The 15061-nt window shown below is 60.9% G+C and carries 19 protein-coding genes; 8 read left to right on the plus strand and 11 right to left on the minus strand.

Annotation, left to right across the window (positions count from 1 at the left end; all coding sequences use genetic code 11):
- Window positions 1–64 precede the first annotated feature (64 nt).
- Window positions 65–424 (plus strand): group 1 truncated hemoglobin, encoded by a 360-nt coding sequence (locus P0648_RS20055; RefSeq protein ID WP_276248966.1) that lies wholly within the window; start codon window positions 65–67, stop codon window positions 422–424.
- Window positions 425–512: 88 nt separating this feature from the next.
- Window positions 513–1496, plus strand: a complete 984-nt coding sequence (locus P0648_RS20060; RefSeq protein WP_276248967.1) for an ROK family protein — start codon at window positions 513–515, stop codon at window positions 1494–1496.
- Between the two features lie 9 nt (window positions 1497–1505).
- Here P0648_RS20060 and P0648_RS20065 read toward each other — a convergent pair whose 3' ends face one another.
- From P0648_RS20065 to P0648_RS20095, 7 genes are all read right to left on the minus strand, one after another.
- The gene (locus P0648_RS20065; RefSeq protein ID WP_276275187.1) at window positions 1506–2627 is read right to left on the minus strand and encodes an MBL fold metallo-hydrolase; all 1122 of its coding nucleotides are present in this window, start codon (window positions 2625–2627) and stop codon (window positions 1506–1508) included.
- A gap of 117 nt (window positions 2628–2744) precedes the next feature.
- On the minus strand, window positions 2745–3158 hold the full coding sequence (locus P0648_RS20070; RefSeq protein WP_276248969.1) for a helix-turn-helix domain-containing protein: 414 nt from the start codon (window positions 3156–3158) through the stop codon (window positions 2745–2747).
- 89 nt (window positions 3159–3247) lie between these two features.
- Window positions 3248–4264 carry a sulfite exporter TauE/SafE family protein gene (locus tag P0648_RS20075; protein WP_276248970.1) on the minus strand — a complete coding sequence of 339 codons (1017 nt, stop codon included), beginning with the start codon at window positions 4262–4264 and terminating at the stop codon, window positions 3248–3250.
- Window positions 4264–4425, minus strand: coding sequence for a hypothetical protein (locus P0648_RS20080; RefSeq protein ID WP_276248971.1), 162 nt, complete (start codon window positions 4423–4425; stop codon window positions 4264–4266). The genes P0648_RS20075 and P0648_RS20080 overlap by 1 nt, the downstream gene beginning before the upstream one ends.
- Window positions 4426–4505: 80 nt before the next feature.
- Window positions 4506–4961 carry a DUF6691 family protein gene (locus P0648_RS20085; protein WP_276248972.1) on the minus strand — a complete coding sequence of 152 codons (456 nt, stop codon included), beginning with the start codon at window positions 4959–4961 and terminating at the stop codon, window positions 4506–4508.
- Window positions 4958–5452 (minus strand): YeeE/YedE family protein, encoded by a 495-nt coding sequence (locus P0648_RS20090; protein ID WP_276248973.1) that lies wholly within the window; start codon window positions 5450–5452, stop codon window positions 4958–4960. Before P0648_RS20090 ends, P0648_RS20085 begins: the two co-directional genes overlap by 4 nt.
- Before the next feature lies 1 nt (window position 5453).
- Window positions 5454–6635: an MBL fold metallo-hydrolase gene (locus P0648_RS20095; protein WP_276248974.1), complete on the minus strand. Its 1182-nt coding sequence runs from the start codon at window positions 6633–6635 to the stop codon at window positions 5454–5456.
- A 205-nt stretch (window positions 6636–6840) separates the two neighbouring features.
- On the opposite strand from P0648_RS20095, the gene P0648_RS20100 reads away from it, so the two are divergent.
- The 4 genes from P0648_RS20100 (at window position 6841) to P0648_RS20115 (ending at window position 9533) form a co-directional block, all read left to right on the plus strand.
- Entirely contained in the window at window positions 6841–7083 is a 243-nt protein-coding gene (locus P0648_RS20100) for a sulfurtransferase TusA family protein (protein WP_276275186.1), read from the plus strand.
- 3 nt (window positions 7084–7086) lie between these two features.
- Window positions 7087–7671 (plus strand): DsrE/DsrF/DrsH-like family protein, encoded by a 585-nt coding sequence (locus tag P0648_RS20105; protein WP_276248976.1) that lies wholly within the window; start codon window positions 7087–7089, stop codon window positions 7669–7671.
- A gap of 104 nt (window positions 7672–7775) precedes the next feature.
- On the plus strand, window positions 7776–8018 hold the full coding sequence (locus tag P0648_RS20110) for a hypothetical protein (protein WP_276275185.1): 243 nt from the start codon (window positions 7776–7778) through the stop codon (window positions 8016–8018).
- A 57-nt stretch (window positions 8019–8075) separates the two neighbouring features.
- Entirely contained in the window at window positions 8076–9533 is a 1458-nt protein-coding gene (locus P0648_RS20115; protein ID WP_277506180.1) for a metallopeptidase TldD-related protein, read from the plus strand.
- A gap of 25 nt (window positions 9534–9558) precedes the next feature.
- On the opposite strand, the gene P0648_RS20120 is transcribed toward P0648_RS20115, so the two are convergent.
- The gene (locus tag P0648_RS20120; protein WP_276248979.1) at window positions 9559–10005 is read right to left on the minus strand and encodes a nuclear transport factor 2 family protein; all 447 of its coding nucleotides are present in this window, start codon (window positions 10003–10005) and stop codon (window positions 9559–9561) included.
- Between the two features lie 799 nt (window positions 10006–10804).
- On the opposite strand from P0648_RS20120, the gene P0648_RS20125 reads away from it, so the two are divergent.
- Entirely contained in the window at window positions 10805–11572 is a 768-nt protein-coding gene (locus tag P0648_RS20125; RefSeq protein ID WP_277506181.1) for an SDR family oxidoreductase, read from the plus strand.
- Window positions 11573–11719: 147 nt separating this feature from the next.
- Here P0648_RS20125 and P0648_RS20130 read toward each other — a convergent pair whose 3' ends face one another.
- Complete coding sequence (locus tag P0648_RS20130; protein ID WP_277506182.1) at window positions 11720–12784, minus strand: phosphotransferase family protein; 1065 nt, start codon at window positions 12782–12784, stop codon at window positions 11720–11722.
- Window positions 12785–12878: 94 nt separating this feature from the next.
- Between P0648_RS20130 and P0648_RS20135 the strand changes: the two genes are divergently transcribed.
- The gene (locus tag P0648_RS20135) at window positions 12879–13346 is read left to right on the plus strand and encodes a putative immunity protein (RefSeq protein WP_277506183.1); all 468 of its coding nucleotides are present in this window, start codon (window positions 12879–12881) and stop codon (window positions 13344–13346) included.
- 14 nt (window positions 13347–13360) lie between these two features.
- Here P0648_RS20135 and P0648_RS20140 read toward each other — a convergent pair whose 3' ends face one another.
- Window positions 13361–13906: a GNAT family N-acetyltransferase gene (locus tag P0648_RS20140; protein ID WP_277506185.1), complete on the minus strand. Its 546-nt coding sequence runs from the start codon at window positions 13904–13906 to the stop codon at window positions 13361–13363.
- Window positions 13907–13975: 69 nt separating this feature from the next.
- Window positions 13976–15061, minus strand: a complete 1086-nt coding sequence (locus tag P0648_RS20145; protein WP_277506186.1) for an ABC transporter ATP-binding protein — start codon at window positions 15059–15061, stop codon at window positions 13976–13978.

Raw genomic sequence — 15061 nt, forward strand, 5'->3', positions numbered from 1 at the left:
ATAAAAACCCAATGAGGCTAGCGAGAAGGTGTACCCTCTCCGTCGGGTAACGTCTCACTATCCGATGGCTCAGTCACTGTATGCGGAGATTGGCGGCGAACAGGCTGTTTCACAGGTTGTGGACGATTTCTACGACCGCGTCCTCGCGGACGACAACCTCGTGGGGTACTTTGAGGACTACGACATGGCCGAACTCCGTGCCCACCAGGTACAGTTCATCAGCGCCGTCGCAGGCGGCCCCGTCGAATACACCGGTGCGGACATGCGTGAGGCGCATGCTCACCTCGACATCAGCGAACCCGACTTCGAGACGGTCGGGCAGTACCTCGAACGGGCGCTCCGGGAAAACGGCGTCAGCGATGAGAACGTCGCGAGCATCATGGACGAGGTGGCCGCCCTCAAAGCGCCGATTCTCGGAACCTGAGCGCAAACCTCTCCCAACTCCAGAAGAAGTACCCGAATTCGAGTAAATATGTGGCAATTTAAGTAGCCTCCGTGTGCTGCTTTGAGGTATGTACGCGGGCGTTGACCTCGGGGCGACGAACATTCGAACCGTGGTGGCAGACGAGACGGGGACCATCACCGGTTCGGACGAACGGCCCACGCCGCCGGGACCGACGGGTATCGCCGTCACCGACGCCATTCTCGGGTCGCTCAAAGCCGCCTGTGACGCGGCGGCCATCGCCCCCACGAACATCTGGGCGGTCGGTGTCGGGTCTATCGGCCCCCTCGACCTCGCGGAGGGAGTCATCGAAGACCCCGCGAACCTCCCCGACACGATCGACCACATTCCCCTCACCAGTCCCATCGAATCACTCACTGAGACTGACCGGGTCTACCTCCACAACGACACGAGCGCGGGGGTCATCGGGGAGCGATTCCACGCAGCGCAGAATCCCGACGACATGGTGTATCTGACCATCTCCTCTGGCATCGGGGCCGGGGTGTGCGTGGACGGCCACATCCTCTCCGGGTGGGACGGGAACGCAGGCGAAGTAGGACATTCCACACTCGACCCTGCGGGAGAGATGCACTGTGGTTGTGGCATGGACGGTCACTGGGAAGCCTACTGTTCTGGAAACAACATCCCACTCTACGCGAAACACCTGTTCGAAGAAATGTCGATGAACACTGCCCTCCCCATCGACGACCCCGACCTCGATGCGGCGACCGTGTTCGCAGAAGTCGGTGACGACGCATTCGCGACGCACGTCATCGAACAGGTCGCAGCGTGGAACGCAATGGGTATCGCGAATCTCGTCCAGTCGTATGCCCCGCTGGTGGTCTACGTCGGCGGTGCGGTCCCGCTCAACAATCCCGAGGTGACCCTCGACCCCGTCCGCGACCGCATCGCGGACATGGTGATGGTGAACGTTCCCGAAATCAAGTTGACCACGCTTGGTGACGACGTGGTGGTCCGGGGTGCGCTGGCGAGTGCGATGACCGAAGGCACGGGGGACCGTTCGAAGCTGCGAGCGGGCGTGAAAATCGAGTGAGCGGGCGCTTCAGTTCGCCGCGCAGTTGTTCGGGCCGAGCTCGAGCGATTCGACGTCTTCGCCGGGCTGTTTCTTGCCCCAGTTTATCTGCTTGATTTCGTTGTAGTTTGCCGGCTCGTCGGAGAGACTCTCGACGATGGTTTCGACGAACTGCTCTTCGTTCTGGTTCGCAACGTAGCTCAGGAGTTCGTTCGAGGACTCTTCGCGGAGGTCACCGAGTTGCGTCGCCAGCGGGCGAATCGATTCGTCGCTAAAGTGCCCTGGCAGCACGACAGTCTCGGCCGAGTGGTCGAGCAACCTGGTCAGGCTGTCGAATAACAGGCTCGACGCCTCGCGGATGGCGTCTTTCGAGTTGTCCTCCAGGTCCGGGCGACCGACGCTCCGGAGGAACAGCGTGTCCCCCGAGATGAGCGCGTCGTCGAACTGGAAGGAAACGCTGCCGTGGGTGTGCCCTGGCGTGTGAAGCACGTCTACGTCACGGTCGCCGACAGTGAGCGTCTCACCGTCTTCGAGTTCGGTGACGTTGTCGAGTTCGCCAGCATCGTCACCGTGGAGGTAGTATGGAACGTCGAGTTCCCCGGCGAGTCGCCGCGCACCGGAGACGTGGTCTGCGTGGGCGTGGGTGTCTGCCACGCCGACGATTTCGAGGTCGCGCTCGTCGGCCATCCCCAGATATCGGTCTACGTACTGGGTCGGGTCGACGACGATTGCCTCGCCGTCGTCGTGGAGGAAGTAGGAGACGCATCCCGTTCCGGGTCGGACGACCTGTACGACGCCGGATGCCCCTTCGACTTCGAACGACTGGTGGACGCGCCCCCACCCGTTCATGCCGTTGTCGATGGATTTCGCCTCGAAGCCCTGGTCACGGAGGAACGCGGCGGCCCGTGCAGAGGTGATACCTGCCACGCAGACCGTCGCGATCTCGCGGTCTCGCGGGAGGTCATCGAGGTGTTCTTCGAGCGTCGAGAAGTCGTGTTTGAGCAGTTCGTCGTAGATTGGGAGGTTCGTACTCCCGGGAATCTGCCACTCCTCGTAGGCGTCTTCCCTACGCACGTCGAGCACGAAGAGGTCGTCGTCCTGGGCCTGAACTCGCTGGGCGACGGTCGACGGGTCGAAGTCGGTATTGCTCATTGTACACAAGACTACTTGCTGTACTTACTTAACTTCGTCGGCTATCGAACTGGAACGACGGTCGGTCCTCGACAGGGAGAAGGCGAGATGGGAAATCATCCGGCCGCAAACGAATACTCAGGTTTCGGCCTGCGGCGTCCGAGTGGACGTATCGCTCTCGTCGGCGTACTTACGGTTGAACTCGCCGATGAGCGTGCCCATCTTTGCGTACCAGTCGTTGAGCATTCGCTGGAGGTCCTTGGTTATCGCATCCGGGTCGGCGGCGCTGTAGACGTGATAATAGCCGCCGTGTTCGTAGTTCACCTGTTCTTTCTCGACGAGACCGGCCTCGATGAGGCGCTGGACCGACCGGTAGGCGGTCGAGCGTTCGCGGTCGATACAACTTGCGACTTCGTCGACCGTCATCGGTTCTGGAGTGGTACTCAACAGTTTGAACACGGTCGTATCGATCTCCTTGAGGCCGTGGATGCATTCGAGGAGGCCCTCGCACTCCATCTGTTCTCGGAGCAGTTGACTCAGCGAATCTCCCATCGTTGTCTGACGTTGGTGTTCGCGACAGAAAAGCTTTTGCACGTTGTGTACAATACTGCTTGAACCGAGTACTCACTGTCAAGCGAGTGTTAGTGGCCGGTTGAGCCGTCTCCAGACGAGGTTAGCGTACACCAGACACCGGCACCTTCACTTCTGAGCTGGCAGATTGCACTCAGGACGACGGCCCCACTTACGAGAATCGCCGCCCCGAAGATGAGCGCGATGCTGAGTGTCTGCAACCAGCCCATCCCGAGGGGGGCTGCGAGATTTTTCGCGGCGACGGCCACGCTGCCCGCGAGGAGCATCGCGGCGAAGTAACCCTTGATACCGTCTTCGTCCACAAGTTTCGTCGCCCCCGCACCGATGCGAGCGCCGAGCGCACTTCCGGCGAGCAACGACCCGACGACGGGGAGATTCACGGCCCCAGCCTGCGCGTAAACGAAGGCACCGAACGCCCCGGAAATGGTAATCTGGAGGATGTCCGTGCCGACGGCGATGGCCGCGGGGACTCCGAAGCCGTACATCATCGCGGGCATGAGGAGGAACCCGCCGCCGACGCCGAGCAGGCCGGAGAGGACGCCGATTGCGAGTCCAAGGGTGAAGATGATGACCGCCGAGATGCGGATGTCACCCTTCAACGTCACCATCGGCGGAATCTCGATGGACTGGACTTTCTCAGAGATGTCCCTGCCAGTCGATTTCTTGTCCTCAGTGCGTGCGTCATGGAGCGTGAACAGACCAACCGTCGCGAGCAGGCTGACGTACGCGACGCTGATGACCACGTCGATGACGCCCGTCGATTCGAGGAACGTGATGACGTGTTCACCCAGTTTGATGCCAATGGTCATCGCGACGGTCATGATGGTCGCAAGTTTGTAATCGACCTGCCCGTGACGGCGGTGGCGAAGCGCGCCGATGATGCTCGTTCCGAAGACGAACGCGAGTCCACTGCCGACCGCCACTTTCGCCGGGTAGCCCAGCACCAGAAGGGCCGGCGTGACGAGGAACGACCCGCCCATGCCGAAGAAGCCGAACAGGATCCCGATGAGGAGGCCAAAGCCGACGAAGATGCCGACCATCGCGAGGCTCAATCCGAATGGCTCCATCACTGCTCACCTTCCAACGTTGCTCGCATTTTCGGGCCGACGACCGTGGCCAGCGCGCCGTATCCGACGTACAGTGCGCCAGCCTCGGCGAGAACGATGCCGACCGTCTTCGCGGCGTGTATCGGGAGTGCAATCGAACCGAGGGCGAACAGGTCAATCATGGATTTCGTCTGTGTGCAACATAGTGATTTTCGCGCAATACTGGTTTTGTAAGCCTGTGCTAGTGCGTTTTCGCATCATCTCAACTGGAACTGGCTGTGTTTTCATCGCGGGCGGTTCGCCAGTAGCCCTGGGCGTACGCGCCGAGGAACATCCCGACGATGGCCCAGAGGATGGGGAAGTTACCGATGCCGACGCTGGCGTAGGCCGCCCCGGGACAGATTCCCGAGATGCCCCAGCCACCGCCGAAGACGACGCCGCCGAGGACGACGTTTCGGTCCATCTCCTTGAGGCGGCGCGTGTATTTCCGGCCGGTCAGGGGTGCGGTGTCGAGATACCGGGTGGCAACTGCGAAGGCAATCCCGGAGACGACGGCTGCCCCGCCCATCACGAACAGGAGGCCGAAGTCCTCGAACTGGAGGAAGTCGAGGACGATTTCTGGCTTTGCCATCCCACTTATCGCGAGTCCAGCGCCGAAGATGACGCCGCCGACGTAGATGACGGGGAGGAACCACGAACTCCGACCGGAGTTGCTCATGGCATCACCCCGAGTGCCTGCACCAGTTGGGCAGTTCCGATGGCGACGGCGAGGAACGTCGCGACGTTCACGAACGACGTGTTCGAGAGCGACCCAACGCCGCAGACGCCGTGGCCAGAGGTACAGCCTTTGCCGAGGCGAGTCCCGACGCCGACCAGAAAGCCGCCGCCGAGCAGTCGCCACCACTGGACGTCAGTTGTCCAGGCTCCCGCGCCCGACGTGAGGGTGTAGATGGCCGCGCCACTGATGATGCCGACGGTGAAGACGACGCGCCAGTTGCGCGACTGGACGTACGTGTGACGGTTGAATCGCCCGACGTCGGAGATGTAGGAGAGCGACGATTCGAGAAACGTACTCGCACCGGCGATGATGCCCGTCGCGAGGTAGATCGTCGCCGCTCCGAGTCCGACGAGGAGCCCGCCAATCAGGTACGGCGCGATTCCTCTCGGGAAGAGGTCTGCGAGTGCAACCAGCGGGGTGAGTGTGCTCATATTAGTTAGTCAGCGCGTTGTCACTCGCGGCACAGTTGTTCGGCCCGAGTTCGAGCGTGAACGCTTTCTCGTCGTCGGGCGATTCGCGGCCGAGATTGGCTGCGATAATTTCCTCGTAGTTCGACGGCCGGGGTGGCATATCCGCGACGATGAACTCGACGAACTCGACTTCGTCCATCGAGAGGACAGCCATCGATTCCTGCAGGTCACCGAGTTCTGCGGTATACCCCCCGTCGTCTTGTGGCGTGGCGGCGTCGCTGAAGTGCGCCGGCGCGATGATGGTGTCGTCAGGAAGGGTGAGGACCTTCTCCGTGAGACTCTGATGGAGAGTCGCCGCCGCACGCTTTGCGGCTTCTGGGTCTTCGAGGTCGGGACGGGCGACGCTCTCGGTGAACAGGCCGTCGCCAGTGAACAGTACGTTGCCGACCGTGTAGGCGGTCATCCCCGTCGTATGGCCCGGCGTGTGGATGACCTCGATTTCGACGTCGCCGACGGTGAGTGTGTCGCCGTCTGCGACCGTCTCGTACGGCACGTCGTATTCGACTCCGCGGTCGGCGGCTGGTTTGGGAAGGACGGGCGTCGCGTCAGTCTCGGCTGCGACCGTCCGGATACCGGAGATGTGGTCTGCGTGGATGTGCGTGTCGAGTGCGTAGGTCAGGTCTGCGCCCATCGCGTGGGCGTCCTGCTCGTATTCGTGGGCGAATGCACGGAGTGGGTCGATGACGGCGGCTTCGCCGTCGGAGACGACGAGATAGGCGAGACACCCGCTCGATGGACGACGGTATTGGGCGATTGTCGCATCAACCGCTACGTCGAGTTCGGTGTATTCGTAGATCCGGGCCCAGCCCTTCATGCCACCTTCGAGGTGGTTCACGTCGTAGCCCTCGTCCTGGATGTGCGCTGCGACCAGCTCGCTGGACCCGCCTTTCGCACAGAGAACCGTTATCTGCCGGTCCTCCGGGAGTTGCGCAAGGAGGTCCTCGGGGATGCCATCGAGGAGCTGGAAGTACGGGTAGTTCACGATATCGACGGTCTCGCCGTCGATGTGCCACTCTTCGAAGTCCCCTTCTCCGCGTGCATCGAGGAGGAATACCGGCTCACCACTGTCGATGCGGTCTTTCAGCGCTTCCGGGGAAATCGACTCAATTGCTTCCGCTCCGTCAGGAAGGTTGCTTTGCGCCATCAGTAGTTGGTCATATCCGATGACAGCCCATAAACCTTTGCATGGTTTTGCAATTATAACACAATACTAACACTCTCGATTGCGTGTTGGTGGGCTATTGAGGCCTGATTATCTCACCACAACCGGTTAGATTGTGCTTAGAATGAGCAATACTACCGTTAGATATATGTTCGAGAGGTCAATATTGGGCTATGAAGTCAATACCATGACTGACTACACCGTCACCGAAACCCTCGACGTGAAAGGACAGAACTGCCCAATGCCGGTCGTCAAGACGAAACAGGCCATGGACGGTCTCGCAGCGGGCGACGTCCTCGAAGTACTCGCCACCGACCCAGGCAGCATGAGTGACCTCGGTGGCTGGGCAGAGACGCAATCGAACGCCGAACTGCTCGGTCAGGAGGAGGCAGGCGACGTCTACAAACACTATGTCCGCAAGACGGAGTAACCTATGAGTACCGACACGAGCGGCCCCGAAAAGGCGGTCGATACCGACTCGATGAATCGTGAAGAACTCGAATCCCAACTCGAAGCGCTCGAAGAACGGCTGAGCGAACTCGAAGCCAAAGCGGAAGGCCCCAAGAAACTGTCCATCATCGCGACGAAGGGCACCCTCGATATGGCCTATCCACCGCTCATCCTCGCGAGCACGGCTGCCGCGTTCGGCTGGGAGGTGCAGGTGTTCCACACCTTCTGGGGGCTCGACATCCTCCACGAGAAGCACTCGAAGAACCTCAAGATGAGTTCGGTCGGTAACCCGAACACACCGATGCCGAACATGCTCGCCGCGCTTCCCGGCATGGACCGCATGACGACCAAGATGATGGAGAAGCAAATCGAGAAGAACAACACCGCCACTATCGAGGAACTGTTAGAAACCTCCCTCGAGATGGGCGTCGAGTTCCAGGCCTGTCAGATGACGATCGACCTGATGGGCTACGACGAGGACGACTTTTTCGACGGCGTCACGACCGGTGTCGGTGCCGCAACGGCTATTCAGGACATGGCCGACTCAGACATCCAACTGTTCGTTTGATTCCTCATTTTCTCGCTTCGCAACGCATTATCGAAGGAATGACCATCCCCAGTCGAATCTGCACGTCACAACGCTTGTAATAAATCCCTCCCAACTGGTGAACCATGCGAACATTCGACCCCCGTCGCCACGGACTTGCGACGCTCGGCCTCGGCCTCTCTATTCTCTTTGCTGTGGCCGCGTTCGCCTATTTCGCGCTGTCGGGAGCATATCTGCAGGGTGCAGCCCTCGGCATCCTCGTCATCGCCGCCGGCATCTGGGAGTATCGGCGGAAGGTACAGGACGAAATCGTCTCGAAAACCTACGAGGCGGAGGCTGAAACACAGAACCAACGGTCCCAGCGGTAACGCACCCCGCGACTGCGTCCCGAGAGGTTCATGGCGGGTGATTCTGTAGCACAGTGTATGGATGCAGACCGGGAGGCACTCGTGGACGCGCTGGAGTTCTTACTCGACCGTTTCGAAGGGGACGAGACGGTCGCCTACGCAGAAGTCGGGGCCATAGCGCAGGCGAAGACGGACATCGTCGTGACTGAGGACGGGCTGCGCAACGCCACGCCGTTTACGAAAACTGGTATCTGCTGTCGCGTGTTTGCAGAGGGGGCGGCAGACTACCGTTACACGACGTCCCTCGACGAAGAAAGTCTCTCGGACGTGGCAGACCGCGCCATCAGAAGTGGCGAAGTGCTCGCTCAGCGAGATGCCGGCCGCTTCGACCAGTTCACTCGCCATCAGGGGGTCCACGGCGGGTGGGCCAGCGGTCGTATCGACGCCGTAGAGCAGTCAGCGAAAGTCGACATTTTGCAAGCAGGTCTGACAGCAGGTGAAAACCTCGACCTGTCGAACGCGTGGGTCAATTACACCGACGCGCACATCGAGACGACGCTCGCCACGACGACTGGCAGCACCGTCCAGACGACGCTCGACCGGGGAGCCGTGACGGCCATTCTCACACTCGCAGACGGACAGAAAGTGAAACGCCACGCGGGTTCGACTCGAGGTGCGGGGTTCCTTGACGAGCTGCCCGCATTTTTCGACGAGTTGGTCGAGGACGCGATTGAACTCGAATCAGCGTCGGTCGCCCCGTCGCCTACGGGTGAGACAACCACCGTTCTGAGTCCCCGGGCCGCCGGACAGTTGTTTCACTTCGTCTCGCGCTACCTCGAAGCCGACATGGGGTACATGGGCCTCAGCCCCTACGCTGTGGGCGACCGAATCGGCTCAAACGAATTGGCCATCGAAGATACGATTCACGCCGGGTCGTGGGCCGCCCTCGCGTATGATTTCGAGGGACGACCGACGACGCCGGTTCAGCTCGTAGAAGACGGTCGGGTGACGAGACTCCTCCACAACACGACCAGCGCCGCCGAAGAAGACACGTTCCCCGCCGGCAGCGCCGTCCCAAGCCTCGGGTTCGACCAGCCCCCGCGCATCCATGCGCGGCATCTCGAAGTCGCACCCGGGACGGCGACGACCGACGAGCTCAACCACGGCGCAACCGTGGTCATTGACCGGTTCGGTGACCCGTACCTGCGAGACGATTTAGAACGCGTCCAGCGCACCGGCGTCATGCCTCCGAGTGTGCTCTACGCAAAAGATATCGACCGGAAAACGACCGACCGACCGGACCGTGGCCGGGCACAACTCCCCGTCGCTGAGGGGTATCGACTCGACGGCGGCGAGCGCGTCGGACGCGTGTCAGGTGTAGCGCTCGATTTCGAACCCGGAACGCTCGACGCAATTTCTGCAATCGGTCGCGTCCGTGAGACGACTACTGGCGTTGCAAACAAACACAAATCACGATTGCCGTGGGCCGTGACTGCGCCCGGCATACGGTTGCACGCCCGGCTGGAATCGCTGTAAGTCGCCGAAAAATTGTATCACGGGGTCACTCTGCAGTTGTCAGTTGTGCAAGGATATCCTGGAATTCCTGGTTCGCATCCGCGTGGTGGTGGATTATCTTCCAGTCACCGTCTTCGAGTCGATAGACGTTCGTCGCGCGGAACTCGGCATGCAGCGCATGCCCACCGAGGTCCATCGAGACGGTTTCGGTTACGAGTTCGCAGGCCAGCTCACCGCTCGTGCGAACGAGTTGGTCTGTTCGGGTGACCGACCCGTTCGATGCTAATTCGGCCACGCCAGCCCACGAATCGCGCACTGCGTCCCATCCTTCTTCGCGCCCGCCGATGGGATGCATCGTCGTCACGTCGTCGCTGTGCGACCAACATACTTCCATCAATCCTGCGTCGCCGTTCGCCATGCGTTCTAACGCCTCATAAAATCGGTCCGATGCTACGTGTGGATTTTCTGCCCGAGTCATTCTTTCTGCAGCCATGGGTTTCACCCGCTGCTACGTACGCTTCGGGGGCGGTTATAATCGCGTGAACGTGTCGGATTCGACGACCGACTGGAGGATGAAACGAGGACCCGAATGAAGCCGACGATTATCGCATCTCTTCCGGTGTGACGACAGTGTCCGACATTATCCACGCCGTGTCACTATCTGCCTCTTCGATGCAGATCGCAAAGAACGACTCTCGGCCTTCATCGACAGTAATCCGAAAGCCGCGACTTGTCAACTTTTCGCCCTTCTCGGAAGGGGATTCTGGGGTTGTCACACACGGTTTCAGGGCCACCGATAAATAACCAACACGGTTTCGAACGCGGTCGTAGCACACGGGGCGTACACGGCCCAAGTCACCGGGTTTCTCGATTCCATCCGGCGAACTTTCTTCGCTCAATTAACATTTGTGGTGGTGTGTCTCCCTGTCATCCCTATCGAGAAACCCTCCAATATTTGATAAACTGTGGATGCGTGTGTAGCGCGGCTGGACATTCCGTGGGTACCGACCGTCTCGCAGTGGGGGAATTCCGCTCACGGAACGCCGGCGCGGTGGTAACGCGGGAACCGATAGCGTCCACAGCGCAGCCATGAGAAGAGGGTCATCACATACTCGATGAGGCTGGAGAGACCTCTCGTCATGACCGAACATTCCCGCACGGAAGTTTGACGCCACTGACTCCGATTTCCGAAGGCGAAAGCGGGATTTTCTGCCTGACAGACGCAGGAGAGGACTCGTCGCAGGGCCAAAAAATTGTCAAGGGAGATAAATTACGCCGTCGTATGGAGTGGTATGGCAATTTCAGGGGGACAACAGGTCGTGGTCATCACCGGGGCGAACGAGGGAATCGGCTTTCACCTGGCGGCTGCGCTCCTCGAGGCGGGGTATCTGGTCGCCTGTCTCGACGTTGAAGGAGCGCAGTTCCAGTCACTCGTCGAGTCACATCCCTCCCACGCCCGGTTCGAAGAGTGTGATGTGACGGTGGACGACGACGTGACACACGCCGTAGAGAGAATCATCGACGAGTGGGGCGGGATAGACATCCTCGTCAACAACGCTGCGGTTTTCAACTTCGCACCGTTCGACGAGCAAACGCTCGCAGACACCCGCCGCGAGTTCGAGGTCAACTACTTTGGTTACCTGCGGACGATTCACGCCGTCCTGCCCCACATGCAAGCACGAAATAGTGGCATTATCCACAACGTGAGTTCGGGTGCGGGACTCGTCGGCCACCCCAGCCTGACGGGGTACGCCGCCACGAAGGGTGCAATCGAGGCGTTCGTCCGCTCGCTCCGGCTCGAACTACAACGCACGAACGTGTCGTGTACCGTGATGCACCCGCCCCTCGCGAACACGCGGTCTGGGGCCACGCTCGGCTATCCCGAATCGTTCCTGAGCGACCCCGCGTACGTGGGGCGGAAACTGGCTGCGAAAATTGAATCGACCGACCCGGTCATCACTGCAGACTGGAAGACGAAACTCGGCTTGGCTCTCTCGAAGCGGTTCCCCACGATGGTCAGGCGGGGAACTGCGCGATTCGTAGAACCGGCAGAAACCTAATCGAGGACCGACTCACGGTGACTCTTCTCCCTCTGTGACATCCTCCCCGCGGTAAACGGCGTTGACGAGACGCGACGCGTCTCGTTCGCACACCAGAACGCAAAGCGTTCTGGGGACGCTGTATCCCCGCCCTAAAGGAACGGGGTTTTAGCGCCTGCGTTCAAGAATAAGTTCCGCCGTCTGTGTCATGTACTCGACCCACGGGTCTAGGTCTGGCGCGTCTCCCGCCTCGACCCCGTGGCGGTGGAGGTCTACCCAGACCGTCGCGAGCATGAACGCGGCGTGCGCTCGATAGAACGGGTCATGGTCGTAGGACCATCCCGTGAGGTCCTCGTAGCGGGCGACGAGTTCGCCCCGAGTAGGACTGCCCGGCTGTGTCGAGAACGGACACAGTCCTCGCTCGTTCGCGGCTCGCAGCGATTCCAGTGCAGCATCCGGATAGCGGGTTTCGAGTTCGCCGAGGTCGGGTGTCGGGTCACTCTCGTCTCGCCACCGAAGCAGCAGATAGCCCACCTCTGTCAAGGGGTCACCGAGAATCGCCGTCTCCCAGTCGAGGACGCCGGTGAGTTTCGGTTGGCTGCTTCCCGCGAACAGTACGTTCCCCGGCCGGTAATCGCCGTGGACCAGCGTCGTCTTCGAATCCGTCGGGGCGTTTTCGAGGAGCCACTCGCCCACTCCTCTGAGCCGGGGCAGTTCCCAGCTCATTACCTGCTCGGAGGCGTCGAGGCGTTCGAACGCGCAGGCCACCTGCTCGCAGGGTGGCTGTCGAATACACACATCCTCGAAGGGTGTTGTGTCGAGCGTGTGGATATCGGCGAGTGTCTCTAGGAGGCTGTCAGCCACTTCCCGGCGTGCCGTTTCGTTCCTGAATTGTTCCGGGAGGCCCTCGCCAAGGGGAATCGGTTCGCCATCGAGGTACGTCGTGACGAAAAACGGGCCCCCGAGTATCGAATCGCCGTCACCATACAGCACGGGTTTCTGTGTGGGAATCGAAGTAGCCTGGAGCGCTTCGAGGAGACGATACTCGCGGTCAAGTTCGTTGAACAGGCAGGTCTCGCGCAACTTGAGCGGCTGGTGGAGAATGTACTTGGGGGCTGCATCCGCCGTCGAAATCGCGAGAATTCGGTTGAGCTTCTCGCTCAGCACGCGGCTATCGGTAATCTCTGCGTCGAGTGCCTCGGCGAGGTACGGTTCGAGGCAGTGGGTCTCCATATGCGTCCTCCGCGGGTATGTGTTGTAAAAGTACCCGCGTTGGACGGCGAACTGCGGACGCACGAGATTTGCCCACATAATTCGAACCTGTACCATGGGCACTGCTCGTCGCTGGCGGATGGCTCCCGGTTGGGAGGGCTACAACACGGTCGACCAGAACACCCACAGGCTGCTTGCTCGCTGGGCGGCCGACTGCGCTGAACGCGTCCTCCCATATTTCGAGACGGAACGCCCAGACGACGCCCGACCACGGGTCGCCATCGAGGCGGCGAGGGCCTGGGCTGATGGAGAAGTGACGGTCGGTGAGGTCATCCAACTCGGCCGGGCCGCGCACGCCGCCGCTCGCGAGACAGAAGGGACCGCCGCACGGGAGGCCGCACGCGCCGCCGGTCACGCCGTCGCCACCGGACACGTAGACGGCCACGCTATCGGCGCGCCGAACTACGCACTCAAAGCGGTCGCCGCCGTCGAGTCAGCGGACGTGGATGCCCACGAAAGAGAACGCGAGTGGCAATCGGCACGGCTTCCGAGCGCGTTGCGTAACGTCGTAACCTACAGTTGAAACCAATCAGAAACCTATTCTTCCAGTTCCCACTCCTCGCGGAGCAGGCCGTATTGGACCATGTCGCGGTGTTCCCCATCGACGAACATGAACTTGCGTCTGCACCCCTCTTCCGTGAAGCCGAGCGATTCGAGCAGTCCACGTGAGGCGTCGTTGTAGTCGAACGCCTCTGCTCCAATCGCGGGCGTATCGTACGACCGGAAGGCATAGTCGATGACGAGTGAAACAGCCTCTTTTCCGTAGCCCTCGCCGTGAACCTCCGGGACGAGCCAGTAGCCGAGTTCCGGGCGTTTGTAGTGGGCGTCCATGACGCTCACCTGACCGATTCGCGTGATGGTTTCGGCCTCCGCCTCTGCCTCTTCGACCTCGAGACAGACGATGAACGTATCCGGTCCGGTTCGGCTCGCCGAAATCTCGTATTGACCCTGATTTTTCACCGGGTTGCCAAGCGGATACCGAATTTCCGGGTTGGCGGCTCCGCGCTGGAGAAACGGAATGTCTTCGGCTTCGGCTGTCCGGAGCGTGACTCGCTCGCCGCTCGCGACGCGTGCGCCTGGCATGCCTACAGCGAGCGTGCCACCGGGTATACACTTTGTGTCTCGAATGAAATGAAAAGCAGTGGGAAGGTCTCAGTCGGACGACTGCGACGGTGCTTCGCCCTGTGTGCCGTCACCCTCGACGTGTGCGTACGGGTCGAAGCCGTCTGCACTCTCGTAGAGGTGGCAGGCGACTTCACACGCTTTACCTTCTTTCTGTTCGAGCGGTGGGTTCACCTTGTCACAGACGCCGCCGATGTAGTCTGGACAGCGGGACTTGAACCGACACCCGGAGGGGATGTCGATGACGTCGCCGACCTCCCCTTGGAGTTCGACGCGTTCGCGGCCCACGTTCGGTTCGGGAACCGGGACGGCGTTGATGAGCGCCTGCGTGTAGGGGTGTTGTGGGTTCTCGATAATCTGGTCGGTCGGCCCTTTTTCGACAATTTTCCCCATGTACATGATGGCGAGTCGGTCGCACATGTGGCGCAACAGCGAGAGATCGTGACTGATGTACACCACAGAAAGCCCGTACTCGTCGGTCATGCGTTCGAGCAGCGAGAGGACACCCGCCCGAAGGCTCACGTCGAGCATGGAGACGGGTTCGTCGGCCACGATGAAGTCCGGGTCGAGGACGAGCGCCCGGGCGATGGCGACACGCTGACGCTGACCCCCGGACAGTTCGTGGGGGTACTGGTCGAAGTACTGATCCGGTGGGAGCAACTCGGCGAATTCGAGCGCCCGCGCCACGCGGGCCGTCTCGTTGCCGATGTTGTGAATTCGCAGCGGTTCGGCCACGGTGTCGTACACCGTCATCCGCGGGTTCAGGCTCTCGAAAGGGTCCTGGAAGATCATCTGGGCGTTCTGGCGGAACTCCTTCAACTCGGCGTCCGACGCCTCCGAGAGCGCCTGCCCGTTGTAGGTGATGTCGCCGCCGGACGGTTCGTGGAGTTTGACGAGGGACATGCCAGTCGTCGTCTTCCCGCAGCCAGATTCGCCCGCGAGGCCGAGCGTCTCACCGCGTTTCAGGTCGAAGGTCACGCCGTCGACGGCGTGGACGTAATCGGGGTCGCTCCCCGACACCGATTGGAGAATGCTCGCAATCCAGCCGCTGTCCACCTTGAAGTGTTTCTCCAGATTTTCGACGTGCAACAGCGTGTCGTCGTTTGCACTTGCCAT

This window comes from Haladaptatus sp. DYSN1 (assembly GCF_029489995.1).
GTDB lineage: Archaea > Halobacteriota > Halobacteria > Halobacteriales > Halococcaceae > QDMS2.

What these genes read in the sequence shown, in the direction of transcription:
- P0648_RS20120 (WP_276248979.1), bottom strand. Translation starts at nt 10,005, where the DNA reads ATGGCTGCAGAAAGAATGACTCGGGCAGAAAATCCACACGTAGCATCG.
- P0648_RS20055 (WP_276248966.1), top strand. Translation starts at nt 65, where the DNA reads ATGGCTCAGTCACTGTATGCGGAGATTGGCGGCGAACAGGCTGTTTCA.
- P0648_RS20060 (WP_276248967.1), top strand. Translation starts at nt 513, where the DNA reads ATGTACGCGGGCGTTGACCTCGGGGCGACGAACATTCGAACCGTGGTG.
- P0648_RS20140 (WP_277506185.1), bottom strand. Translation starts at nt 13,906, where the DNA reads ATGCCAGGCGCACGCGTCGCGAGCGGCGAGCGAGTCACGCTCCGGACA.
- P0648_RS20145 (WP_277506186.1), bottom strand. Translation starts at nt 15,061, where the DNA reads ATGGCAAGTGCAAACGACGACACGCTGTTGCACGTCGAAAATCTGGAG.
- P0648_RS20105 (WP_276248976.1), top strand. Translation starts at nt 7,087, where the DNA reads ATGAGTACCGACACGAGCGGCCCCGAAAAGGCGGTCGATACCGACTCG.
- P0648_RS20135 (WP_277506183.1), top strand. Translation starts at nt 12,879, where the DNA reads ATGGGCACTGCTCGTCGCTGGCGGATGGCTCCCGGTTGGGAGGGCTAC.
- P0648_RS20080 (WP_276248971.1), bottom strand. Translation starts at nt 4,425, where the DNA reads ATGATTGACCTGTTCGCCCTCGGTTCGATTGCACTCCCGATACACGCC.
- P0648_RS20125 (WP_277506181.1), top strand. Translation starts at nt 10,805, where the DNA reads ATGGCAATTTCAGGGGGACAACAGGTCGTGGTCATCACCGGGGCGAAC.
- P0648_RS20095 (WP_276248974.1), bottom strand. Translation starts at nt 6,635, where the DNA reads ATGGCGCAAAGCAACCTTCCTGACGGAGCGGAAGCAATTGAGTCGATT.
- P0648_RS20130 (WP_277506182.1), bottom strand. Translation starts at nt 12,784, where the DNA reads ATGGAGACCCACTGCCTCGAACCGTACCTCGCCGAGGCACTCGACGCA.
- P0648_RS20075 (WP_276248970.1), bottom strand. Translation starts at nt 4,264, where the DNA reads ATGGAGCCATTCGGATTGAGCCTCGCGATGGTCGGCATCTTCGTCGGC.
- P0648_RS20090 (WP_276248973.1), bottom strand. Translation starts at nt 5,452, where the DNA reads ATGAGCACACTCACCCCGCTGGTTGCACTCGCAGACCTCTTCCCGAGA.
- P0648_RS20100 (WP_276275186.1), top strand. Translation starts at nt 6,841, where the DNA reads ATGACTGACTACACCGTCACCGAAACCCTCGACGTGAAAGGACAGAAC.
- P0648_RS20065 (WP_276275187.1), bottom strand. Translation starts at nt 2,627, where the DNA reads ATGAGCAATACCGACTTCGACCCGTCGACCGTCGCCCAGCGAGTTCAG.
- P0648_RS20115 (WP_277506180.1), top strand. Translation starts at nt 8,076, where the DNA reads ATGGATGCAGACCGGGAGGCACTCGTGGACGCGCTGGAGTTCTTACTC.
- P0648_RS20110 (WP_276275185.1), top strand. Translation starts at nt 7,776, where the DNA reads ATGCGAACATTCGACCCCCGTCGCCACGGACTTGCGACGCTCGGCCTC.
- P0648_RS20070 (WP_276248969.1), bottom strand. Translation starts at nt 3,158, where the DNA reads ATGGGAGATTCGCTGAGTCAACTGCTCCGAGAACAGATGGAGTGCGAG.
- P0648_RS20085 (WP_276248972.1), bottom strand. Translation starts at nt 4,961, where the DNA reads ATGAGCAACTCCGGTCGGAGTTCGTGGTTCCTCCCCGTCATCTACGTC.